Below are 21,437 nucleotides of genomic sequence, written 5' to 3'. Positions count from 1 at the left end.
CCGACCGTCAGTTCGGCAGCAGTGGCCGCCACGGCACCGGGCTGGAGAGGATCATCGAGCTGGACGGCGGGCCGTACCCGCCGAGCCGGTCGCAGAGCGCCTCGAACTCGGCCATCGTGGCCACCGCGACCAGCAGCACGCAGCAGGCCCCGCCGGTGACCCGGTGCAACTGGAGCACCTCGGGCCAGGTCGCCACCTCGGGGTCGCGCAGCACGCAGCGCGGGCCGTAGCACTGGACCTGGACCAGCGCGGTGATCGCCAGCCCGGCCCGGGTGGGGTCCACGTGGGCGTGGTAGCCGCTGATCACTCCGTCCGCCTCCAGGCGGCGGACCCGTTCGGCCACCGCGGGTGCGGACAGGCTCACCCGGCGGGAGAGTTCGTTGTACGAGAGCCTGGCGTCGGCCTGCAGCTCGGCCAGCAGGCGGCGGTCGACGGCGTCCATGACGGCTCCCCGGAGCGGTTGTGATCAGCGTTTTTTCATTCGTAAAGCGGATCGCCCGAACGCCTCGCGAACGACAGCTCGAAAGGCTGTTGCGGTGTCCGTCGACCATTCAAGCCGGGACGCATACCGCCGCACAATGGGCACCCCGGTGGAACCAGGACGTCCGTCCGCTCCGCCGGCCCCGGGCGACGAGGCCCGGACGGACCAGGAGGGATCGGGATGGGGCACGACACGGTGGAGACACCCAACCTGTCGTTCGGTCGGGGCGGCCGGCCGGGTCGGGGCACCCCGTACGCGCAGTACGTGCGCCTGGAGGAGCTGCACAGCCTCCAGCACCCGCGCAGCAAGGAGCCGGCCGAGCTGTCGTTCATCGTCACCACGCAGGTGATGGAGCTGCTCTTCGACCTGCTGCGGCACGAGTGGACGATCGCCCGGCAGGCGCTGCGCGAGGACGACCTCACCACCGCGCTGGCCGCGCTGCGCCGCGGCACCCACGTGCAGGACGTGCTGGTGGAGTCCTGGGACCTGCTGGCCACCATGACCCCGCAGGAGTTCAACTCCTTCCGCGCGCTGTTCGGCGAGGCCTCCGGCTTCCAGTCCTCGGCCTTCCTGCACCTGGAGTTCCTGCTCGGCAACAAGAACGCCGCGCTGCTGAACATGTACGACGGGATGCCCGAGACCCAGGCCGAACTGACCGAGGCGCTGCGCTCCCCCGGCCTGTACGACGAGGTGCTCGGCCTGCTGGCCCGGCACGGCCTGGCCGTGCACGCCGAGCCCTCGGAGCAGCGCTACCGGCCGTCCGAGGAGGTCGCGGCGGCCTGGCGCCGGGTGTACACCGAGCCGGAGTTCGCGGCCCTGCAGCCGCTCGGCGAGGCGCTGCTGGACGTGGCCGAGCGGGTCACCCGCTGGCGTCAGCGCCACCTGAGCTCGGTCAAGCGGACCATGGGCGCCAAGCCCGGCTCGGGCGGCTCCAGCGGGCTGACCTGGCTGCGCAAGGCGGCCGAGCAGGACGTGTTCCCGGAGCTGTGGACGATTCGGGACGAGCTGTGACGGAACGGGCTGTGACGGAACGAGCTGTGACCGAGCCGGTGGTGGAGGAGAGAACGGGCATGATCACGCGCGAGGAGTGCGCGGCGCTGGACGCCGTCGACCCGCTGGCGGCGTTCCGCAAGGAGTTCGCCCTGCCGGACGGGGTGATCTACCTGGACGGCAACTCGCTGGGCGCGCTGCCGGTGCGCACACCGGAGCGGGTGGCGCAGGTGGTCGAGCAGGAGTGGGGCCGGGAGCTGATCCGCAGCTGGAACGACGCCGGCTGGTTCGAGCAGCCGTACCGGCTGGGGCGGCGGATCGCGCCGCTGATCGGGGCCGATCCGGCGGAGGTGGTCGTCTGCGACACCACCTCGGTGAACCTGTTCAAGGTGCTCTCGGCTGCGCTGGAGCTGCGTCCCGGGCGGCGCACGGTGCTCGGCGACGTCGAGGCCTTCCCCACCGACCTGTACATCGCCGAGGGCGTGACCGGTCTGGTCGAGGGCGGGCGCAGCGTGCTGGTCCGCCCCGAGGAGCTGGACCGGCACCTGGACGGCGACGTCGCCGCGGTGGTCCTGTCGCACGTGGACTACCGCACCGGCGAACTGCTGGACATGCCCGGGATCACCGCCCGGGTGCAGGCCGCGGGCGCCCTGATGATCTGGGACGTGTGCCACTCGGTGGGCGCGCTGCCGGTCGAACTCGGCGCCGCCAACGCGGACTTCGCGATCGGCTGCAGCTACAAGTACCTGAACTCCGGCCCCGGCGCGCCGGCCTTCCTGTACGTCGCGCAGCGGCACCTGGCGGCCGGTCCGCGGCAGCCGCTGAGCGGCTGGTTCGGGCACGCCCGCCCGTTCGCCTTCGAGCCCGGGTACGACCCGAAGCCGGGCATCGGACGCTTCCTGACCAGCTCGCCCTCGCTGCTCGGCCAGGCCGCCCTGGGCGCCTCGCTGGACATCTGGGAGCGGGCCGACCTGGCCGCCGTACGGACGAAGAGCCTGGCGCTGACCGACCTGTTCGTCTCGCTGGTCGAGGGCCTGGACGGGGTCGAGGTGGTGACCCCGCGCGAGCACGCCCGGCGGGGCAGCCAGGTCGCGCTGCGGCACGCGGACGGCTACCCGGTGGTGCAGGCGCTGATCGCGCGCGGAGTGATCGGCGACTTCCGCGCGCCGGACCTGATGCGCTTCGGCTTCACGCCGCTCTACCTGTCGTACACCGAGGTGTGGGACGCGGCCCGGCAGCTGGGCGAGGTGCTGGCGAGCGGCGAGTGGCGCGAGGAGCGCTTCTCCCGCCGGGGCGAGGTCACGTGACACCGCACGGCACCTGACGTGACGCAGGTCATGACCGGATGCGAGTTCGACCGCCAACGCCCCAGGGAAACCTACCCTTGACGATCCGTCAGACCTTGGGGAGGTTGACGTGAACATCGAACTCGGCCCGCTCAGGCCCGATCCCGCCCTACTGGCCCTCGGCCTGGTCCAGCTCTTCCTGCTGATGTCCTCACTCGGCTTCGTCCTGCTCCCGCGCATCGAACGGGTGCGGGCCCGGCGGTGGGACGCGACCGAGGGCCGCATCGAACGCGCGGAGGCCGTCCGGGCCGAGGCCGAGGCGACCAGGTACGCCGCGCTGGACGAGATCGCCGGGGCCCGGCACGAGGCGGCCCGGATCCGCCGGGAGTACGCGGAGCGGGGCGCGGCGGCGATCGCGGCGGCCCGCGCCGAGGGCGTCCGCGACCGCGAGCACCTCCTCACCACCGGTCGCGCCCGGCTCGCCACCGGCCGGACCGCCGCCGCCGGCCGACTGCGCCAGGACGTCGGCGAACTGGCCGTCGCCCTGGCCGGCCGGGTGGTCGGCGAACCGGTGCACACCGTCGCCGCCGAGCGCCGCACGGTGGAACGTTTCCTCGCCGGGCCGCTGGACTAACTGACCGACAGTTCGCTTATCAGATTGCGGTAGACGTCGAAGGCGGGCTTGGGCGTGTAGTCGTCGCGCAGCAGGCCGAAGTGGTGGAACAGCCCCCGACCGGCGCTGTCGGCGTCCCGGAGGGCGAAGAACGAGTAGCTCCGGAGGGCGAGTCGGTCGGCCAGCTCGGCCACCGTCCGGATCACCTGCTCCACCACCTCGGCCTGCCGCTCCTCGCTGCGCCCGGGCCCGGTGGGCCAGCCGTTCTCGCAGATCCGCAGCGGGACGGCCGGACCGATCCCGGCCCGGGGCAGCGCGTCGTTGCGGAATCCGGTCACCACCGCCCGTACCGCGTCGGCGAGTTGTCCGTCCGGGACGGGGCGGAAGACGTCCGGGAAGAAGTCCAGGCCGACGTAGTCCAGGGCGCCGTGGAAGCGCTCGTCCGCGAGTTCGCCGAGCTCCGGCCAGAAGGTGTCGGCCGGATCGAAGGACGGCACCGCGTTGAAGCCGACCGCGAGTCGGTCGTAGCCGCAGGCCAGCGCCTCCTCCTTGGCCGCGATGACGCCCTCGACCAGCGCCCGGTGGACGTTCGGGATGCTGCCGTCCAGGGTCGGGAGGTCCAGGTTGGGCTCCTCGCAGATCTGCACGACGGCGAGCCGGGAGCCCTCGGCTCGGACGACCTGCCGGACGTAGTCCGTCCAGCCGTCCAACGAGCCACTGCGGACGCCGAATTGCAGCACCAGGTCGAGCTTGCGCCCGTCCGTCGCGTACCGCTCGGGCCGCTCCGGGGTGCGGTGCACGTCATCCCCGTACGAGCGGTAGGCGCGGACCAGGAACTCGGGTGCGTTGCCCTGGAGTTCACGCAGGGCGGCGGCGATCCGGGCCGGGTCGTCGGGGCGGACGGGCTCGATCAGGCCGGTTTCGTCGCCGAGCGAGCCGCCGGGGTAGATGCCGAAGGTGAAGGTCATGGGGACACCGTAGCCGATATTTTTGGTGCCACTGCAAGTTTTCAGTGACACCATGATTTGCCGGTAGGATTCCGCCATGGGACTTCGCGAACTCAAGAAGCAGCAGACCCGGGAGCTCCTGGCCGACACCGCCATGGAGCTGTTCGCCGAGCGCGGCTTCGAGCAGGTCACGGTGGTCGAGGTGGCCCGGGCCGCCGGGGTCTCGCCCAACACGGTGTTCAACTACTTCCCGACCAAGGAGGACCTGTTCTTCGACCGGCAGGACGAGGTGGTCGCCCACCTGGCCGAGGTGGTCCGCCGGCGGCCGGCCGGCAGCTCGGCCGCGGACGCCGTCCGGGCCGACCTGCGGGCGGGCGTCGCCGACGGGGAGCCGACAGTCGGGCTGAACCCCGAGATGGGCACCTTCTGGCGGATCATCGCGGACAGCCCGGCACTGCGGGCCCGGCTACTGGAACTCGGCGAGCGCGCCGAGGCGGCGCTGGCGGCCGTCCTCGCCGAGGAGTCGGGGGCCGACCCGAAGGACCCGCTCCCCCGGGTGATGGCCGGCGCCCTCGCCGGGGCCCACCGGGCGGTGCTCGCCGAGATCCGGCGGGCGATGGTCGCCGGGGAACCGGCCGTGGCGGTGCGGGAACGCGTCGAGGCGGCGGTGGAGCGGGCCTTCGGGCTGCTCGGCTCGGGGCTCGCGGGGTATCCGGCGGGGCACTGAGCCAGACCACTAGATTGAATACGAAAGTCCTTCGAACAGCGCCGCTCGCCCGAGGCGGGCTAGGTTGGACGGCATGACCACCGAGGCCCAGGAACCGGACGCGCCGCTCGTCGCCGTCGCGTCCGCCGATGCCGTACTGCGGCACCCCGAGGCGGGCGAGCACCTGCTCACCGAGATCGAGCGGGCGCGCGCCGCGCGCTTCCGGCTGGAGTCCGGGCGGACCGACTACGTCGCCGGGCACGTCCTGGTCCGGCTCTGCGCCGCCCGGCTGCTCGGCGTCCCGGCGGCCGGGCTGGTCCTCGCCCAGGAGTGCCCGGACTGCGGCCTGGCCGACCACGGCAAGCCCTACCTGCCGGACCATCCCGAGGTGCAGGTGAGCCTCTCCCACACCCGGGGCGTCGTCGCGGCCGGGGCGGGCCTGCGGCCGGTCGGCGTGGACGTCGAACTGGCCGCCCGGGGCGGCTCGCTGGGCGCGGTCGCCCGCCGGGTGCTCGCCCCCGCCGAGCTGGCCCTGGTCGAGTCGGCCGCGGAGCCGGGCCTGGCGTTCCTGCGGCAGTGGGTGCGCAAGGAGTCGCTGATCAAGGTCGGACGGGCCACCCTGGACACCCTCGGGCAGGTCGACATGTCCGCCCTGCCGCTGGACGTCCCGCCCGGCGCCCCGCTGCGCAGCCGGTTCGAGGACCTGCACCTGCTCGACTGGACCGACCCCGAGCACGGCGCCGCCGTCGCCGCCGTCAGCACCGCGCCGCCGCGCCTCGTGGAGCTGTTCCCGGCGGGGTGAGCGGAGCCGGTCGCGGCGGGGTGACAGCCGGGCCGGGCCGGGGCACCCGAGCGCGGGGCCGGTGAATAAGCGGTGTTAGCGTGCCTGGTCGTGGGCACGCCGACCGCGCACGCCCGCCGACCCCAGCTGCCCCACCGGATCAAAAGGTGCCCCGCCATGGCCAAGTTCCTGCTGAGCCTGCACGTCCTCGCGTCGGTCCTGTTCATAGGCCCGGTCGCGGTGGCCGTCAGCATGTTCCCGCGCCGGGCGAAGGCCGCCCTGGCCGGCGGGCCGGACCAGGCCTCGGACGCAGGCGTGTTGCGCGTCCTGCACCGGATCACCCAGGTCTACGCGCTGCTCGGCGTCGCGGTGCCGGTGCTGGGCATCGGCCTGGCCCAGGTGATGGACGTGCTGAGCCAGTCCTGGCTGATCGCCTCGATGGTGCTCAGCGCGGTCGCCGCGCTCTCGCTGCTGCTCTTCGTGCTGCCCGGCCAGCAGGCGGCCGTGGACGCGCTCGGCCTGGACCCGGAGGACGAGCAGCGCACCAAGGCCGTCGGCGGCCTGCGGATGCTGCCGATGACCGCCGGGGTGTTCAACCTGCTGTGGGCCGTGGTCGTGGTGCTGATGGTCGTCCGCCCGGGCTCGTCCACCGGCGTCTGACCTCCTGACCTCCTGACGTCCTGACCTTCCCGATCGGCGCCCGGCCCCCTTTCCGCGCCCGATCCCCGCTGCCCCCTCCCGCGCGCCGGGCCCGTTCGAGTACCGTCCTCGATCATGACGATCATGGCGGGCATGGGCAGCCCGACGGGAACCGGAGTCGGCCCGCTGCTGCGCGGCTGGCGCGAACGGCGACAGCTCAGCCAACAGCACCTGGCGCTGCGGGCGGACTGCTCGGCCCGGCACCTCAGCTTCGTCGAGAACGGCCGCTCCCACCCGAGCCGGGAACTGGTGCTGCGGCTGGCCGAGCAGCTGGACGTCCCGGTGCGCGAGCGCAACACCCTGCTGCTCGCGGCCGGGTACGCCCCGCAGTACCCGGAGACGCCACTGGACGACCCGTCGATGGCCGCGCTGCGCGACGGCATCGAACGGCTGCTCGCCGCCCACGACCCGTACCCGGCGCTGGTGGTCGACGGGGAGTTCCGGGTGCTGGCGGCCAACCGCGCGCTCGCCCTGCTGCTGGACGGCGTCGCGCCGCGGCTGCTGCGGCCGCCGTTCAACGCGGTCCGGATCGCTCTCCACCCGGACGGGCTGGCACCGCGGATCGTCAACCACCGGCAGTGGCGGGGGCACCTGCTGGAACGGCTGGAACAGCAACTGGAGCTGGTCGGCAGCGAGTCGCTGCGGCGGCTGCGCGAGGAGGTCGGCGACTACCCGGAGCCGACCGGGGACCCGGCCGATCCGGCGGAGGAGGCCGCGGAGGCCGGCCGTCCCGTCGCGCTGCCGCTGCGGCTGCGGCACGACGGCCGGGTGCTGTCCTTCCTGTCCACGGTCACGACCTTCGGCACGCCACTGGACGTGACCGTCTCCGAGCTGGCGCTGGAGACCTTCCTGCCCGCCGACGCGGAGACGGCCCGCTTCCTGCGGTCCGCACTGGGCCCGGAGCGCTGACGGCCGCCCGACTCCCGCAGTGCGCCGCGCTCACGGGCGGCGCGGCCGGTGCAGCAGCACGCCCGCCCGCTTCACCGCGCGGGCGGTGATCGTGGTCTCGGCACGGGTGACCCCGAGCGGACCGAGGGTGTCGGTGAGGAAGCGGTAGAGGCCGCCGTGGTCCGGGCAGAACAGCGTGGCCAGCAGGTTGGTCGGGCCGCTGGTGGCGAAGACGCCGTGCACCTGCGGGTGGCGGGCCAGCTCGGCGCCGACCTCGGCGAGCCGGCCCGGCGGCACGTCCAGCCAGAGGTTGGCGTCCACGGCCATCCCGAGCAGTCGGGGGTCCACGGTGGCGTGGGTGCGCAGCAGCCCGAGCCCGTCCAGCCGGTGGAGCCGGCGCCGTACGGTCGACTCGGGTGCGTCGACCGCCCCGGCCAGCGCGGCGTGGGACTGCCGGGCGTCCTCGCCGAGGTGCTCCAGCAGTGCGCGGTCGAGGTCGTCCAGCGGCGGGGGCGTGGCGGGGCGCGGCACCGGGGGCCGGGCGAGTGCGGCGGCCTCCTGGTCGGTCAGCCAGCCGGCCTGCCACTGGCCGGCGTCCGCGAAGGCGTGCAGCACGGCGTGGGTGGTGGTCTCGGTGACGGCGCCGGTCGCGGGCAGCTGACCGTAGAGCAGGCGGTCGCGGCCACCCGCGTCGCTCAGCATCACGGCGCCGACCTCGTGGCCGCCGAGCATCACGTCGACGAAGGGGACGTCGGAGCGGTCGGCCAGCGCCTGGGCGATGGCGTCCACCCGGCCGCGCAGTACCCGGACCCGCAGCAGCAGCGCGCCCACCGCGGCGTCCTCGACGTCGGGCATCCGGACCACCCGCAGCACCCCGGCCTGGCGCATCCGGCCCAGCCGGCGGGTGACCGTCCGGACCGAGACACCCAGCACCTCGGCGATCCGGCCGGGTTCGGCCCGTCCGTCGAGCTGGAGCGCGCAGACCAGCCGGCGGTCGAGGGGGTCCAGCACGGCGTCCGGATCGTTCGTGGCGAGGCGCATGGCTGTCCGATCTCCGTCGTTTCCCGGCAGTTGAGCGTCTTGTTCGGCAGCATGACGGTACTCCTTGTCCTGTAGCGGCCGGAACGGACCGGCCTGGAGACGGAGGAGTCGCCGCGATGGACGAGCTGTGGACGCTGGCGGAGGGCGTGGAGGCGGCGGTGCGCGAGGTCGGCGCGAAGCTGGCGGTCGGTCGGCCGGTCGAGCCGACCCCGGAGCGGACGGCCGAGGAGGCGATGGCACGGTTCGCGGAGCTGGACGGCCCGGCCGCCGCCGAGCTGCGCGAGCGGCTGAGCGCGCTGCGCCCGCAGGCCGGGTGGGTGCCGGAGGAGCTGGACGGCTCGGTGCCCGCCGAGGGCGAGTGGTGGGTGTGCGACGCGACCGACGGCGCGGTGCAGTACCTGCTCGGGCAGCCGCACTGGGCGGTGACGGCCACGCTGGTGCGCGACGGCGCGGCGGTGCTGGCCGCGGTGCACGCCCCGGAGCTGTTCGGTGCGGGCCGCACCTACCGGGCGGTGTTGGGCGGCGGGGCGCAGCTGGACGGTCGGCCGATCGCGCCGCTGGAGCGCGAGTTGGCGGCAACCGTGGCCGCCACCAGCCAGCCGCCGCTGGTGGCCGCCGACCCGGTGGCGCTGCGCCGGGCCGGCGAGTCGCTGTCCGCGATGGCCGGCGCGGTGCTGGCGGTGCGCAACCTCGGCCCGACCGCCCTGCAGGTGGCGCAGGTCGGCTCCGGGCACCTGGCGTTGTTCTGGGAGTACGGGCAGGACGCGGGCAACCTGCTGCCCGGCGCGCTGATCGCCGGCGAGGCGGGCGCGGCGGTGACGGACGCCGCCGGGGCGGCCTGGACGGCCTCCTCGGACAGCTTCCTCGCCGCCGCGCCCGGCCTGCACGCGGACGCGGTGGGCGTGCTGCGGGCGGTCAGCTGAGGTGGAAGAGGGCGGCCGCGTTGTCGCGGCAGACCGACCGCAGCCAGTCCTCCCCCAGCCCCAGTCCGGCCAGCGCCTCCAGCTGGTGGACGTACCGGTACGGGATGTTGGGGAAGTCACTGCCCAGCAGGACGCGCTCCCGCAAACCGCGCAGGCGCGGCAGGTCCGCGCGCGGGAACGGGACGTCGGCCTCGGCGAAGTCGGTGAACGCGATGGTGGTGTCCAGCCGGACGGACGGGTGGCGCTCGGCCAGGTCGAGGAAGTCGCGGTACTCGGGCATGCCGAGGTGGGCGACCACCAGGACCAGGCCCGGGTGCCGGTCCAGCACCGCGCCGATCGGGCCCGGGCCGGTGAACTTGCCCGGCACCGGCCCGGATCCGCAGTGGGTGACCACCGGGGTGCCGGTGTCGGCGAGCAGTCCCCAGACCTCGTCCAGCCGGGCGTCCGTCGGGTCGTAGCCGCCGACCTGGACGTGGGCCTTGAACACCCGGGCGCCGTCCTCGATCGCCCGGGCCACGTAGCCGGCCGCCCCGGGTTCGGGGAAGAAGGTCGCGGTGTGCAGGCAGTCCGGGGTGCGGGCGGCGAAGTCGGCGGCCCAGGCGTTCAGCCAGCCCGCCATGCCCGGCTTGTGCGGGTAGAGCATGGACGTGAACGCCCGGACGCCGAAGTCCCGCAGCCGCTGGACCCGTTGCGCCTCGGCCTCGCGGTAGGTGATCGGCCAGGGGCGGTTCACCAGCGGGCCGGCCGCGTCGAAGTACGCCCACACCTTGTCGAGGACGTTCTTCGGCATGAAGTGGGTGTGCACGTCGATCAATCCGGGCAGGCCCAGGCCCTGCCAGAACTCCCGTACGGCCGCCGCCTCTTCGGCTCCCGCGTCTTCGGCTCCCGCGTCTTCGGCGTTCACGCGGGCACCGGGCGGGCGCGGTCGATGATCCCCGCGGTGTCGACCCCGGCCGGCAGGGTGCCGAAGGCGGCGCCGTGGTCGCCGCCGAGCCGGCTGGCGCAGAAGGCGTCGGCCACCGCCGGGCTGCCGTACCGGACCAGCAGCGAGCCCTGGAAGGCCAGCGCCATCGACTCGACCAGCCGCCGGGTGCGGTACTCGAGCTCGGTCAAGTCGCTGAGCTGCTTGCGCAGTTCGGCGACGGCCGCGTCCAGTCGGCGGTCCGCGCCGGCGGCCGCGTCGAGTTCGCCGAGGAAGGCCTCGACCGTCTCCGGGCGCTTGGCCATGGCGCGCAGGGCGTCCAGGGCGGCGACGTTTCCGGAGCCCTCCCAGATCGACACCAGCGGCGCCTCACGGTAGAGCCGGGGCATGCCGGACTCCTCGACGTAGCCGTTGCCGCCCAGGCACTCCAGCGCCTCGGCGGAGTGCGCCGGACCGCGCTTGCACACCCAGTACTTGGCCACCGCCAGGCCCAACCGCCCTACCAGCGCCTCGGTTTCGTCCCCGGCGAGGGCGAGGTCGGTGGACTGGGCGAGCCGCATCGCGACGGTGGTGGCCGCTTCGGACTCCACCACCAGGTCGGCCAGCACGTTGCGCATCAGCGGCTGGTCGACCAGCGCCTTGCCGAACGCCCGCCGGTGCAGGGCGTGGTGGACCGCCCTGGTGGCGCCGTAGCGCATGCCGGAGGCGGCGCCGATGGTGCAGTCCAGGCGGGTCATGTTGACCATCTCGATGATGGTCGGCACGCCCCGGCCCTCCTCGCCGACCAGCCAGCCGACCGCGCCGTCGTACTCCAGCTCGGCGGAGGCGTTGGACTTGTTGCCGAGCTTGTCCTTGAGCCGCATCAGGTGCAGCCGGTTGCGGCCGCCGTCCGGGAGGACGCGCGGCAGCACGAAGCAGCTGAGTCCGCCGGGGGCCTGGGCGAGGGTCAGGAAGAGGTCCGACATCGGCGCCGAGGTGAACCACTTGTGGCCGGTGAGCCGGTAGGTGCCGTCGGCGTGCGGGACGGCCGTGGTGGTGTTGGTGCGGACGTCCGAGCCGCCCTGCTTCTCGGTCATCGACATGCCGGCGATCAGCCCGCGCTTGGTGCGCGGCTCGCGCAGCCCGTAGTCGTACTCGGTGGCGGCCAGCAGCGGCTCCAACTCGGCGGCCAGGGAGGCGTTCTGGCGCAGGGCCGGGACGGCGGCGTAGGTCATCGAGATCGGACAGGTGTGGCCGGCCTCGACCTGGCCCCAGACGTAGAACTTGGCGGCGCGGGCGGAGTGGGCACCGGGCCGCTCGTCCCGCCAGGGCGCGGCGTGCAGGCCGTACGAGACGGCGGTGCGCATCAGCTCGTGCCAGTACGGGTGGAACTCGACCTCGTCGATCCGGCGGCCGAAGCGGTCGTGGGTGCGCAGCACGGGCGGGTTCTCGTTGGCCAGCCGGCCCCATTCGGCGGCCTGCTCGGAGCCCGCCAGGCGGCCGAGTTCGCGCAGTTCGGGCTCGGCCCAGCCGGCGCCGGCCCGGTGCAGGGCGGCGAGCAGGGCCGGGTCGGCTGCGGTGTCGTGTCCGTACGGCAGGGGCACCTGGTTGGTGACCTCATGCGTCGCTGTCATCGCGTCCTCCCAGGGCACGCAGGGTGAAGGAGACCAGGGCGGGGACCACCGTGGTGTTGTCGCTGTGCTCGGGCCCGGCGTGCTCGACCGGCTCGGCCGCGAGCGGGCCGGCCAGCGCCTCGCCGACCGCGCCGACCAGGGCGGCGGCGGTCAGCACCGGGTCCTGCTCGGGGAGTTCCCCGGCCGCCACCGCGGCGGCGATCTCGGTGGCGATCACGTCCCGGAACGCCCGCCGGAAGACCAGGCGCTCGCCGTCCACCACCGCGTCGGCGGGCTCGACCAGCAGCGCGTAGGCCAGCCGGGGGGCGCGCAGGGCGCGGGCGGCGAAGGTCTCGACCACGGCGGCGATCCGCTCCTGCGGGGCGTCCCGGCGGGCGACGGCGGCGTTCACGGCGGCGATCTCGCGGGTGACCACCCGGCGGAACAGCTCCACCGACAGCTCGGCCTTGTTGGCGAAGTGCTGGTAGAGGCTGCCGGTGGCGATCCCGGCACGGTCCGCCACGGCGGCCATGGTGCAGCCGCCGTATCCGCGCTCGGCGAGCAGGCCCACCGCCGACTGCAGCACCGCCTCGCGCTGGGCATCCAGGCGGGCTTGGACGGCGGGGGTGCGTCGGTAGGCCATAGAAGCATTGAAGCACTGATTCACTGCTTCGGGGAGGGGATGCGCGCAGGGCGTTGCCCCGCGCGAACGACGGAGGCCGCCCCGGGTGGGGCGGCCTCCTGGTTCCGCAGGACTGCGGGACCGCTACGGGTCGTTACGGTGTGTTACGGGGCTTTACAGCGGGCGGCGCTCCTGCTCCAGCCGCTGGCCCTCGACGTCGAGCGGGCCGAACGGCGCGCCCGCCTGCGGCGACCTGGCGAGCGAGCGGGCGGTGTCCTGGTCGCCCAGACCGGCCCACTCCAGGACCTTGGCGGTCGCCTCCGCCGACTGCTCGGCCGGCAGCTTGCCGATGTTGGAGCCGTGGTTGCCGCCGGGCACGACGTAGACGTAGCTGTCGTCACTGCCCCAGCCGAGCCGGAAAGGCTTGGCGCCCCAGGGGTCGTTGCCGCCGTAGACGAACATGATCCGCTCGCCCTCGCGCTTCACCCAGCGGTCGATGTCGGGCATCGCGTACGGGTTGAAGACGGTCGGGATCTCCTTCGGCACGTAGGAGCGGGCCGAGTAGAGCTCCTTGTAGTCGTAGTGCAGCTGGTCCTGCAGGTACGAGACGTCGAAGAACGGGGCACCCAGCTCGGTGGCGGCCTGGTAGTAGTACGCGGTGTACTTCGCCAGCGACTGGTCGCTGTTGCCGGTGATGCCCGACTGCGAGTCGTACCAGGCGTACAGCTCGTCGTCGGTCGCGGTGGCGGCCACCGGCACCTTGGCGCAGTCCGACTCCAGGCTGTACTGCCAGAACGCCCAGACCACGTCCAGCACGCCGGCCTCGTAGGCGCGGTCCGGGGTGCCGAGGGTGTTGAAGGTAGAGCCCGCCGCCTTGTTGTCGGCGATGTAGCGCGGCTCCAGGCGGTCGCGGCGCACCAGCAGCTCGCGCTGGGCGGCGTTCAGCTTGGCGCGGCACTCCGGGGTGCCGACGTTGCGGAAGAAGTCGGTGTAGGCCGAGTAGTCGCCGACGTCGGTGTTGTTCGGCGCGACGTAGGCGATCGTGCCGGCCACGTCGTCCGGGTAGAACCGGCGGTAGAAGGTGGAGGACATGCCGCCCTTGCTGGCGCCGGTGGAGAGCCACTCCTGCTGGTAGATCCGCTTGAGCGCGGTCACCAGCTTGTGCGAGTCGGCGGCCTGCTGGCGGATGCCCGCCTTGGACCAGTCGGCCGGCTCGGGGCGGGAGGGGGTGAAGAACCGGTACTCGATGGAGACCTGGTTGCCGTCCACCAGCCGGGTCGGCTCGGTGCGGGACGGGGTGGTGCCCAGCGTGTAGCCGTTGGTGTAGAAGACGGTCGGGCGGTCGTAACCGCGGTGCAGCACGCTGAAGCGCTGCTGGAAGGTGCCCAGCCAGGGGCGGAAGTGGTCGATCGGCTGGGTGTAGGTGGCCAGGAAGTAGCGGTGGCCGGTGGTGGTGGGCTTCTCCTCCGTGATGGTCACCCCGGGGATCGCCGCCAGGCGGTCCTTGATGTCGGCGTTCGGATCGTCGGCGGGGCCGCGCCCGTGCGCCGCCGCGGCCGCCCCACTCCCCTGGCCGGCGGCGGCCGCGGCCGGGGTGGCCAGACCGCCGATCGCGAACATCGGTATCAGCAGGACGGAAACCAACAGCCTCTTCAGCTTGGTGGTCATCGACTCTCCATCTGGTCAACGGACATGACAGCTGCCTCGTCGGCATCACGCTGCGGTGCGGGTGGTGCGGCGGCCGCCCGGTGGACGGCCGAATGGGCCGCCCGCCTGGTGGCGGGTGGCCCATCGGAGGAAGGTGCTGGTCAGTGGGGTTGCCTCGGTTCCGTCGGCTGCTCGGGTGACCGCCCGCCGTTGGGGTGCGGTGCGGGGTTCGTGGGCGGGTCGGGGCTCGTGGGCGGATCGGGGTCGGGGGCTCCCGGGGTGGGGCAGGCCTACGGGCGGGCCAGCGTGCAGCCCGGGAGGGTGAGGTCGAAGGTGTTCCCGGCGGAGAAGCAGGCCGGGATGACGTAGGTCTCCTGGGCGTAGCCGATGCCCTGGTGGACCGTCACCGCGCCGGACTGGTCGACCTCGCACGGGTTGTCGAGGGTGCAGGTCTCGCCGTTCTCGTTGATCGTGTTGTTCACGGCGACGACCTGGCCGGTGTTCGCGTCGACGACCGGCGAGCCGGAGGTGCCACCGATCACGTCGCAGCCCGAGGTGTAGCGGACCGAGTCCTTGAACGTCCAGTCGGCTTCCTTGAGTTGGTAGGCGAAGCCGTCGATCGAGCAGGAGTAGGTCCGCTTCCAGTAGCCGGAGACCACCCGGATGTCGGTGCCCTGCACGGGGTGGTCGGCGGAGACGGTCAGCGGGGAGATCCCGGTCTGGGCCTGGATCGTGTCGTAGCTGGAGTCCAGCTGGTAGATCGTCACGTCGGTGTCGGTCATCGCGCTGTAGACCACCTTGGTGGCGTTCAGCGTGGCGACCTCGTTGGCGGAGCCGTCGAGCAGGGTGAAGGTGCGACTGGACGGCTGGTTGACGATCACCTGGCCGGGGCCCGGCATTCCGGTTTCCAGGCAGTGGCCGTTGGTGAGCACGAGCCCGGGGTCGCTGCCGACCGAACCGGGCATCCGGACCAGCGAGCCGGAGCAGTTGCTGAGGGCCACGGTGCCGCTGAAGTCGACGGCGTCGAGGGGGTGGGCGGCCCGGCCGGTGGCGGCCTGGGCCGGGACGGCTCCGGTCAGTGCGGTGGCTCCGGCGACCAGGACCGCGGCGAGCGTGGCTATGAGCGGCGTCTTCATGAGAGACCTCTCGGTGTGGGGGTCCCCCAAAGTTGGCGTGAACATGACGCCATGTCAAGGGGTCCGCCCTCGCCGAGCGGCCAATCGGCACACTAGGGGAAGCGGCCGGCCGCCGTCAGGGCTTCCGGCCGACGCGCACGCTCAACTCCCCTGCCAGTGACGGCGACCGAGGCTGATCAGGCGCAGCTGCAGCCGGGCGGTGGCGGCGATCCGCTGCTCGCGGGCCGGGTCCGTCTCGCGGGCCTCCAGGAAGGCGGAGGCCGTCGACACCATGTGGTCCACGTACAGCTCGGCGAGCATCCGCAGGTCCTGCTCGCTCCAGCCCCGCGAGACCGGCTGGAGCGCCAGGGCGGAGCCGACCTCCGCGGCGAAGCGGCCGAGCTCGGCGTCGATCGCCTCGCGCACCTGTCGGACGCCGCCGTGCCGCTCGCGCGCCAGGAAGCGCACGTGCGGCCGGTGTTCGCGCACGTGCTGCTGGATCACGTCCACCGCACGGTCGATCAGCTCCTCGGCGCCGCCGGCCTCGGCGAGCACCGAGCGGATCATGACGTGCAGGCTGGCCAGCGACTCCTCGACCAACGCCACGCCGAGCGCGGCGAGGTCGGGGAAGTGCCGGTAGAAGGCCGCCGGGGACAGCCCCGCCTCCCGGGTGACCTCGCGGACGCCCAGGCTCGCCAGGTTCTGGTCGGCCAACAGGTGCAACCCCGCGTCCAGCAAGGCCCGTCGACTCTGCTGCTTCTGGGCCTGTCTGGCCCCAACGGTGTGATTCACGCCATTCAGTAAACAGTCGTTTGCCGAACTTGGCCAGCCGGGCGTACAGTGGGTCTCGAAGTCAGTGAACACTTGTCAACCGAAACCGGCGCAGTAGCAGCCGCAGCTGAAGGAGCCAGCCGTGATCCTGTTCTCCGCACTGGTCGCCATGGGAGTCCTGATCGGCACCGCCGCCCACCTCCCCCTCCCGGTGTTCCTCGCCGCCTCCGCCGCCATCACCGCCTGGCTGCTCGCCTTCGGCGCCCGTGAGGGCATCGCCCGCCTGCGGCACCGCTGACCGGGGCCACCGCTGACCCCGGGCCACCGCTGACCGGAGCCGCTGATCCCGGCTGATCGCCAACCGGCCGATCGCCGCCGGCCCGACGACCCGTCCACTCCCGCTGAGAGGACCACCACCGCCATGAGCACCGTCACCACCAACCCGGTCGAGACCGACCGCCGGGGCACCGCCGACGCCGACAGCCTGGCCGTCGCCTCCTTCCTCCTCGGCCTCCCGGGCCTGCTGCTCTTCAACATCGTCCTGGGGCCGATCGCGATCACCCTCGCCACACTGGCCCTGGTCCGCGGCACCAGCCGCCGCGGCCGCGCCTTCCTCGGGCTGGCCCTCGGCATCGCCTCGCTGGCGATCCTCGCCGTCACCACCGCCACCTCCCACGGCGTCCTCATCGACATCAGCTCCTGAGTCGGCCTCAACTCCCCGGCTTCCGCGTCGAACAGCTGATCAGTTCAACCCTGCCCATGGGCCCCGCCCGCCACGTAGGGTGGCCACATCGACCGGGTGAACCCAGGGGGCAGGAGTGAGTACCGAGATCCGCAGCGACGCACAGCCGACGCCCAGCGAGGCGGGCGGGGGCGGGCGACTGCTCGCGGTGAGCGATCTGCACATCTCCTACCAGGAGAACCGCGATCTGGTGGAGAAGCTCCAGCCCACCCACCCCGACGACTGGCTGCTCGTCGCCGGAGACGTCGCCGAGCTCACCACCAGCATCGAGTGGGCGCTCGGCCTGCTCGCCGAACGCTTCGCGCGCGTGGTGTGGGCGCCCGGCAACCACGAGCTGTGGACCCACCCCGAGGACCCGGTCCAGCTCCGCGGCGCGGCCCGCTACGACCACCTGGTGGAGCTGTGCCGCGCCCTCGGCGTCGTCACCCCCGAAGACCCGTATCCGATCTGGCAGGGCGCCGGCGGACCGGTCCGGATCGCCCCGCTCTTCCTGCTGTACGACTACTCCTTCCGTGCCCCGGGCACGACCACCAAGGAGGAGTCCCTGGCGGCCGCCTACGAGAGCGGCATCGTCTGCGCGGACGAGCGGATGCTCCACCCGGACCCGTTCCCGGACCTCGACTCCTGGTGCCGCGAGCGCGTCCGGCTGACCGAGCAACGGCTCGCGGCCTGCGACCCGGACGTCCCGCTGGTCCTGGTCAACCACTATCCGCTGGTCCGCCACCCCACCGAGGTCCTCTGGTACCCCGAGTTCGCCCAGTGGTGCGGCACCGAGCTGACGGCCGACTGGCACCGCCGCTTCAACACCGCCGCGATGATCTACGGCCACCTGCACATCCCGCGCAAGACCAGCTACGACGGCGTCCCGTTCGAGGAGGTCTCGCTCGGCTACCCGCGCGAGTGGCGCAAGCGCGGGCTGCCGGACCCGCTGCTGCGGGAGGTCCTCCCGCAGGCCGTGAGGTCCTGAGCCTGGATCTTCCAGGGACGTCCCCGGGGGACGCGGACGTGAACGCCGCGAAGAACATCCTCAATGCCGCAGGGCATGCGGTGTCAGGGCGTGGAGACCTCGCCGCGGAAGCGGACCCAGCCGAGCTTCGGGAGCTTCGTCCCGCCCCGCTTCCGTCCGAGGCGTTCGACGGTGATGAGGTTCCCGGCAGGGAAACGGAACGATGGGGACCACCGGGCCTTGGAGCGCCACCGGACCGTGAATGCGCCGTGCTCCCGGCAGGCAGCGAGGTCAGCTCCCGGCGGCGGCCGCGGCGGCCTGCGCCCGCTCCTCCGCCTGTTCGAAGGTCGCCGACGGCTCCGGCCGCGCCAGCATCACCGCCAGCTCGCCCGCGCTCACGTCCGCGGTCAGCGTGTCCCCCTCCCGCACGGTGCCGTCCAGCAGCAGGTTGGAGATCCGGTTGTCCAGCTCCGACTGGATCGTCCGGCGCAGCGGCCGGGCCCCGAACTCCGGCTGGTAGCCGCGGTTGACCAGGTACTCCTTGGCCGCCTCGGTGACCTCCAGCTGCACGTCCTGCGCCCGCAGCCGCCGCCGGGTGCGCTCCAGCAGCAGGTCGACCACCGACACCAGGTCCTTGCGGGTGAGCGCGTGGAAGACGATCACCTCGTCGATCCGGTTGAGGAACTCCGGCCGGAACTGCTGCCGCAGGCCCCGCATCAGCTCCTCCCGCAGTGCTGCATCAGGAGCTCCGCTCCGGGGGTCCACGTTCCCCGAGTGGTCCAGGATCCGCTGCGACCCGATGTTGCTGGTCATGATCACCACGGTGTTGCGGAAGTCGACCGTACGCCCCTGGGAGTCGGTCAGCCGCCCGTCGTCCAACACCTGGAGCAGCAGGTTGAAGACGTCCGGGTGCGCCTTCTCCACCTCGTCGAAGAGCAGCACGCTGTACGGCTTGCGGCGCACCGCCTCGGTCAGCTGCCCCGCCTCCTCGTAGCCGACGTACCCGGGCGGGGAGCCGACCAGTCGGGAGACGGTGTGCTTCTCCTGGAACTCGCTCATGTCGAAGCGGATCATCCGGTCCGGGTCGCCGAACAGCAGCGCGGCCAGCGCCTTGGCCAGCTCGGTCTTGCCGACGCCGGTCGGCCCGAGGAAGAGGAAGGAGCCGGTCGGCCGCTCCGGGTCGCCCATCCCGGCCCGGCCGCGGCGCACCGCCTGGGCGACGGCGGTGACCGCCTCGTCCTGGCCGATCACCTTCTCGTGCAGGTGCTCCTCCAGCTTGAGCAGCCGCTCCTTCTCGGTCGCGTTCAGCTCCGCGACCGGGATGCCGGTCCGGGAGGACAGCACCTGCGCGATGTCGTCGGCCGTCACGTCGACGACCTGCTCGCGGGACTCGGCGATCGCCGCCAGCTCGTCCTCGGTCTGCCGCAGCTCGGTCTTCAGGTTGGCGGCCCGCACGAACTCCTCGTCCGCCACCGCCTCGTCCAGCTCCCGCTTCAGCTTGGTGATCCGGTCCTGCACCGAGGCCGCCTCGGTGGAGCCGCTCAGGCTGCGCAGCCGCACCCGGGCGCCGGCCTGGTCCAGCAGGTCGATCGCCTTGTCGGGCAGGAAGCGGTCGCTGACGTAGCGGTCGGAGAGCGTCGCCGCCGCGTCCAGCGCCTCGTTGCTGAACCGCACCTGGTGGTGCGCCTCGTACGCGTCGCGCAGCCCCTGGAGGATCTCGACCGTCTCCTCGACGCTCGGCTCCGGCACCAGCACCGGTTGGAAGCGGCGCTCCAGCGCGGCGTCCTTCTCCACGTGCTTGCGGTACTCGTCCAGCGTGGTCGCGCCGACCACGCTCAACTCGCCGCGCGCCAGGGCCGGTTTGAGGATGTTGCCGGCGTCCATCGACCCCTCGCCGCCACCGCCCGCGCCGACCACGGTGTGCAGCTCGTCCAGGAACAGGATCACGCTCTTCCCGGCCGCCGTGACCTCGTCGATCACCTTCTTCAGCCGCTCCTCGAACTCGCCCCGGTACTTGGAGCCGGCCACCAGGGCGGTCAGGTCGAGGGTGACCACCCGCTTGTCCCGTAGGCTCTGCGGCACGTCCCCGGAGACGATCCGCTGTGCCAGGCCCTCGACGATCGCGGTCTTGCCGACGCCCGGCTCGCCGATCAGTACCGGATTGTTCTTGGTCCGCCGGGAGAGGATCTCGACGGTCTGCTCGATCTCCTCGGCCCGCCCGACCACCGGGTCCAGCCGGCCCGAACGCGCCGCCCCGGTGAGGTCCCGCCCGTACTCGTCCAGCGTCGGCGTCTCGCTCGGGTGCGCCCCCGCGCTGCCGCGTTCGCCGCCGGTGCCGCGCCCCTCCAGCACCGACTTCAGCGCCTGCGGCGAGGGCGCCGCGTTGCGCAGCGCCGTACCCGCGCCGGAGCGCTCCTGCTCCAGCAGCGCGCCGAGGATGTGCTCCGGGCCGATGTACGAGGCGCCGACCGCCTGCGAGCGGGCGTGCGCGGCGAGCAGCGCGCGCTTGGCGGAGGGGGTGAGCGCGGGCTGGCCGTCCAGCGAGGACGGGCTCCCGGACGGCAGCGCGTTCTCCAGGTCATCGGACAACCGGTCCGGGTCGATGCCGGCCCGCTTCAGCATCCGCCGCGAGGGCTCCACCCGGGTGGCCGCCCAGGCCAGGTGCGCGGTGTCGAGGTCGCTACTGGCGTCCTCGGCCGCCCGCTGCGCGGCGAGCCCCAGCAGTTCCTGGGAGGACTCGCTGAGCAACCGCCCGATCGGCACCCGCTGCACGGCGGGCGGGGACGCCAGCGGACTCATCCCGAAGAACCGGCTGAGCAGGTCGGAGAACGGATCGTTCGATCCGAACGGGGGTATGGTCACGGAGCTTCACCTCTCCCAAGCGGTTTGCAGCCACACAAACACAGGCCGCGGGCGCCCGCCTCCCGAGCAGATCCGCCCGAACTCCTCCGGTGACGCGCTCGTCCGGTGACCTGCTCATCGGGTGACATGCTCATCCGGTGACGTACTCATCGGGTGATGTGGTCCAGCAGCACGCCACCGCTGTACGTCACCCCCATCGCCAGCAGCCCGCCCACGACGTTGCGCACCACCGCCAGCGCCCGCCCGGCCCCGCCCAGCCGGGCGCTGGTCCAGCCGGAGAGGGTCAGCGCGAGCACCACCGCGGCCACCGTCACCCACAGCCGCCACGACTCCGGCGGCAGCATCACCGCCAGCAGCGGCACCAACGCACCCAGCGTGAACGCGGCCGCGCTGGCCAGCGCCGCCTCCCAGGGATTGGTCAACGCCTCGGGATCGATGCCGAGTTCGGTCTGCGCGTGGGCCGCCAGCGCGTCCCGCTCGGTCAGCGCCGCCGCCACCTCCCGGGCCAGGCCGGCGGTCAGCCCGCTGTCCCGGTAGTAGTCGGTGAGTTCGTCGAGCTCGCCCTCCGGGTCCTCGGTCAGCTCGCGCTGCTCCTTCGCCAACGCGGCCCGCTCGGTGTCCCGTTGGGTGCTGACCGAGACGTACTCGCCGACGGCCATCGACATCGCCCCCCGCCAGCAGCCCCCGCCACCCCCGCCGCGAGCAGCGCCGTACGGGACCCGGCCGCGCCCGCCACGCCCGTCACGATCCCGGCCGTCGAGACCACGCCGTCATTGGCGCCCAGCACGGCCGCCCGCAGCCAGTTCAACCGCGCCGACAGCTCCGCCCGGGACTCCCCTGTCTGCTCCGCCATCCGCGCCCAC

21 protein-coding genes and 1 pseudogene are annotated in these 21,437 nt (G+C 73.0%); 11 read left to right on the top strand and 11 right to left on the bottom strand.

From position 1 onward, the window contains the following. Window positions 1-7 precede the first annotated feature (7 nt). Complete coding sequence (locus ACWCYO_RS06720; RefSeq protein ID WP_270147160.1) at window positions 8-442, bottom strand: Lrp/AsnC family transcriptional regulator; 435 nt, start codon at window positions 440-442, stop codon at window positions 8-10. Between the two features lie 219 nt (window positions 443-661). Here ACWCYO_RS06720 and ACWCYO_RS06715 point away from each other — a divergent pair, with 219 nt between their 5' ends. From ACWCYO_RS06715 to ACWCYO_RS06705, 3 genes are all read left to right on the top strand, one after another. Further along, window positions 662-1,492: a tryptophan 2,3-dioxygenase gene (locus tag ACWCYO_RS06715; protein ID WP_270147158.1), complete on the top strand. Its 831-nt coding sequence runs from the start codon at window positions 662-664 to the stop codon at window positions 1,490-1,492. Window positions 1,493-1,551: 59 nt separating this feature from the next. Next, entirely contained in the window at window positions 1,552-2,778 is a 1,227-nt protein-coding gene (gene kynU, locus ACWCYO_RS06710; RefSeq protein WP_270147157.1) for a kynureninase, read from the top strand. A gap of 109 nt (window positions 2,779-2,887) precedes the next feature. Further along, entirely contained in the window at window positions 2,888-3,391 is a 504-nt protein-coding gene (locus ACWCYO_RS06705; protein ID WP_449783603.1) for a F0F1 ATP synthase subunit B family protein, read from the top strand. On the opposite strand, the gene ACWCYO_RS06700 is transcribed toward ACWCYO_RS06705, so the two are convergent. Then, window positions 3,388-4,338 (bottom strand): hypothetical protein, encoded by a 951-nt coding sequence (locus tag ACWCYO_RS06700; RefSeq protein ID WP_449783602.1) that lies wholly within the window; start codon window positions 4,336-4,338, stop codon window positions 3,388-3,390. The genes ACWCYO_RS06705 and ACWCYO_RS06700 overlap by 4 nt on opposite strands. A gap of 76 nt (window positions 4,339-4,414) precedes the next feature. On the opposite strand from ACWCYO_RS06700, the gene ACWCYO_RS06695 reads away from it, so the two are divergent. From ACWCYO_RS06695 to ACWCYO_RS06680, 4 genes are all read left to right on the top strand, one after another. Then, window positions 4,415-5,044, top strand: coding sequence for a TetR/AcrR family transcriptional regulator (locus ACWCYO_RS06695; RefSeq protein WP_270147153.1), 630 nt, complete (start codon window positions 4,415-4,417; stop codon window positions 5,042-5,044). 73 nt (window positions 5,045-5,117) lie between these two features. Continuing rightward, window positions 5,118-5,825 (top strand): 4'-phosphopantetheinyl transferase family protein, encoded by a 708-nt coding sequence (locus ACWCYO_RS06690; RefSeq protein WP_270147151.1) that lies wholly within the window; start codon window positions 5,118-5,120, stop codon window positions 5,823-5,825. Window positions 5,826-5,981: 156 nt separating this feature from the next. Then, window positions 5,982-6,464, top strand: coding sequence for a DUF2269 family protein (locus ACWCYO_RS06685; protein WP_270147150.1), 483 nt, complete (start codon window positions 5,982-5,984; stop codon window positions 6,462-6,464). 114 nt (window positions 6,465-6,578) lie between these two features. Further along, window positions 6,579-7,412 carry an MmyB family transcriptional regulator gene (locus tag ACWCYO_RS06680; protein ID WP_449783601.1) on the top strand — a complete coding sequence of 278 codons (834 nt, stop codon included), beginning with the start codon at window positions 6,579-6,581 and terminating at the stop codon, window positions 7,410-7,412. A 30-nt stretch (window positions 7,413-7,442) separates the two neighbouring features. On the opposite strand, the gene ACWCYO_RS06675 is transcribed toward ACWCYO_RS06680, so the two are convergent. Continuing rightward, window positions 7,443-8,432 carry an Lrp/AsnC family transcriptional regulator gene (locus tag ACWCYO_RS06675; RefSeq protein ID WP_270147147.1) on the bottom strand — a complete coding sequence of 330 codons (990 nt, stop codon included), beginning with the start codon at window positions 8,430-8,432 and terminating at the stop codon, window positions 7,443-7,445. A gap of 116 nt (window positions 8,433-8,548) precedes the next feature. Between ACWCYO_RS06675 and ACWCYO_RS06670 the strand changes: the two genes are divergently transcribed. After that, window positions 8,549-9,355: an inositol monophosphatase family protein gene (locus ACWCYO_RS06670; RefSeq protein WP_449783600.1), complete on the top strand. Its 807-nt coding sequence runs from the start codon at window positions 8,549-8,551 to the stop codon at window positions 9,353-9,355. Here the strand turns inward: ACWCYO_RS06670 and ACWCYO_RS06665 are convergent. From ACWCYO_RS06665 to ACWCYO_RS06640, 6 genes are all read right to left on the bottom strand, one after another. Further along, window positions 9,348-10,259 carry an amidohydrolase family protein gene (locus tag ACWCYO_RS06665; RefSeq protein ID WP_270147145.1) on the bottom strand — a complete coding sequence of 304 codons (912 nt, stop codon included), beginning with the start codon at window positions 10,257-10,259 and terminating at the stop codon, window positions 9,348-9,350. The two genes, ACWCYO_RS06670 and ACWCYO_RS06665, sit on opposite strands and share 8 nt — an antisense overlap. Further along, entirely contained in the window at window positions 10,256-11,890 is a 1,635-nt protein-coding gene (locus tag ACWCYO_RS06660) for an acyl-CoA dehydrogenase family protein (protein WP_449783599.1), read from the bottom strand. Before ACWCYO_RS06660 ends, ACWCYO_RS06665 begins: the two co-directional genes overlap by 4 nt. Beyond that, on the bottom strand, window positions 11,874-12,512 hold the full coding sequence (locus ACWCYO_RS06655) for a TetR/AcrR family transcriptional regulator (protein ID WP_449783598.1): 639 nt from the start codon (window positions 12,510-12,512) through the stop codon (window positions 11,874-11,876). The genes ACWCYO_RS06660 and ACWCYO_RS06655 overlap by 17 nt, the downstream gene beginning before the upstream one ends. 153 nt (window positions 12,513-12,665) lie before the next feature. After that, on the bottom strand, window positions 12,666-14,159 hold the full coding sequence (locus ACWCYO_RS06650) for a S28 family serine protease (RefSeq protein ID WP_270147141.1): 1,494 nt from the start codon (window positions 14,157-14,159) through the stop codon (window positions 12,666-12,668). A 269-nt stretch (window positions 14,160-14,428) separates the two neighbouring features. Further along, a complete protein-coding gene (locus ACWCYO_RS06645) occupies window positions 14,429-15,274 on the bottom strand; it encodes a S1 family peptidase (protein ID WP_270147140.1) in 846 nt (281 codons plus the stop codon). A 141-nt stretch (window positions 15,275-15,415) separates the two neighbouring features. Continuing rightward, entirely contained in the window at window positions 15,416-16,045 is a 630-nt protein-coding gene (locus tag ACWCYO_RS06640) for a TetR family transcriptional regulator (RefSeq protein ID WP_449783597.1), read from the bottom strand. Window positions 16,046-16,166: 121 nt separating this feature from the next. Here ACWCYO_RS06640 and ACWCYO_RS06635 point away from each other — a divergent pair, with 121 nt between their 5' ends. The 3 genes from ACWCYO_RS06635 (at window position 16,167) to ACWCYO_RS06625 (ending at window position 17,733) form a co-directional block, all read left to right on the top strand. Continuing rightward, window positions 16,167-16,322: a hypothetical protein gene (locus ACWCYO_RS06635; protein ID WP_270151505.1), complete on the top strand. Its 156-nt coding sequence runs from the start codon at window positions 16,167-16,169 to the stop codon at window positions 16,320-16,322. A 123-nt stretch (window positions 16,323-16,445) separates the two neighbouring features. Next, entirely contained in the window at window positions 16,446-16,727 is a 282-nt protein-coding gene (locus ACWCYO_RS06630; RefSeq protein WP_270147137.1) for a DUF4190 domain-containing protein, read from the top strand. Between the two features lie 115 nt (window positions 16,728-16,842). Then, window positions 16,843-17,733, top strand: coding sequence for a metallophosphoesterase family protein (locus tag ACWCYO_RS06625; RefSeq protein ID WP_449783596.1), 891 nt, complete (start codon window positions 16,843-16,845; stop codon window positions 17,731-17,733). A 270-nt stretch (window positions 17,734-18,003) separates the two neighbouring features. Here ACWCYO_RS06625 and ACWCYO_RS06620 read toward each other — a convergent pair whose 3' ends face one another. Both ACWCYO_RS06620 and ACWCYO_RS06615 read right to left on the bottom strand, forming a co-directional pair. Continuing rightward, a complete protein-coding gene (locus ACWCYO_RS06620; protein WP_270147135.1) occupies window positions 18,004-20,574 on the bottom strand; it encodes an ATP-dependent Clp protease ATP-binding subunit in 2,571 nt (856 codons plus the stop codon). Window positions 20,575-20,720: 146 nt separating this feature from the next. Continuing rightward, window positions 20,721-21,427: pseudogene (locus tag ACWCYO_RS06615) on the bottom strand (VIT1/CCC1 transporter family protein). Window positions 21,428-21,437 lie beyond the last annotated feature (10 nt).

Source organism: Kitasatospora sp. NPDC001683 (assembly GCF_053596495.1).
This window is presented reverse-complemented; position numbering and strand designations above follow the sequence as displayed.

What these genes read in the sequence shown, in the direction of transcription:
- ACWCYO_RS06720 (WP_270147160.1), bottom strand. Translation starts at nt 442, where the DNA reads ATGGACGCCGTCGACCGCCGCCTGCTGGCCGAGCTGCAGGCCGACGCC.
- ACWCYO_RS06715 (WP_270147158.1), top strand. Translation starts at nt 662, where the DNA reads ATGGGGCACGACACGGTGGAGACACCCAACCTGTCGTTCGGTCGGGGC.
- kynU (WP_270147157.1), top strand. Translation starts at nt 1,552, where the DNA reads ATGATCACGCGCGAGGAGTGCGCGGCGCTGGACGCCGTCGACCCGCTG.
- ACWCYO_RS06700 (WP_449783602.1), bottom strand. Translation starts at nt 4,338, where the DNA reads ATGACCTTCACCTTCGGCATCTACCCCGGCGGCTCGCTCGGCGACGAA.
- ACWCYO_RS06695 (WP_270147153.1), top strand. Translation starts at nt 4,415, where the DNA reads ATGGGACTTCGCGAACTCAAGAAGCAGCAGACCCGGGAGCTCCTGGCC.
- ACWCYO_RS06690 (WP_270147151.1), top strand. Translation starts at nt 5,118, where the DNA reads ATGACCACCGAGGCCCAGGAACCGGACGCGCCGCTCGTCGCCGTCGCG.
- ACWCYO_RS06685 (WP_270147150.1), top strand. Translation starts at nt 5,982, where the DNA reads ATGGCCAAGTTCCTGCTGAGCCTGCACGTCCTCGCGTCGGTCCTGTTC.
- ACWCYO_RS06680 (WP_449783601.1), top strand. Translation starts at nt 6,579, where the DNA reads ATGACGATCATGGCGGGCATGGGCAGCCCGACGGGAACCGGAGTCGGC.
- ACWCYO_RS06675 (WP_270147147.1), bottom strand. Translation starts at nt 8,432, where the DNA reads ATGCGCCTCGCCACGAACGATCCGGACGCCGTGCTGGACCCCCTCGAC.
- ACWCYO_RS06670 (WP_449783600.1), top strand. Translation starts at nt 8,549, where the DNA reads ATGGACGAGCTGTGGACGCTGGCGGAGGGCGTGGAGGCGGCGGTGCGC.
- ACWCYO_RS06660 (WP_449783599.1), bottom strand. Translation starts at nt 11,890, where the DNA reads ATGACAGCGACGCATGAGGTCACCAACCAGGTGCCCCTGCCGTACGGA.
- ACWCYO_RS06655 (WP_449783598.1), bottom strand. Translation starts at nt 12,512, where the DNA reads ATGGCCTACCGACGCACCCCCGCCGTCCAAGCCCGCCTGGATGCCCAG.
- ACWCYO_RS06650 (WP_270147141.1), bottom strand. Translation starts at nt 14,159, where the DNA reads ATGACCACCAAGCTGAAGAGGCTGTTGGTTTCCGTCCTGCTGATACCG.
- ACWCYO_RS06645 (WP_270147140.1), bottom strand. Translation starts at nt 15,274, where the DNA reads ATGAAGACGCCGCTCATAGCCACGCTCGCCGCGGTCCTGGTCGCCGGA.
- ACWCYO_RS06630 (WP_270147137.1), top strand. Translation starts at nt 16,446, where the DNA reads ATGAGCACCGTCACCACCAACCCGGTCGAGACCGACCGCCGGGGCACC.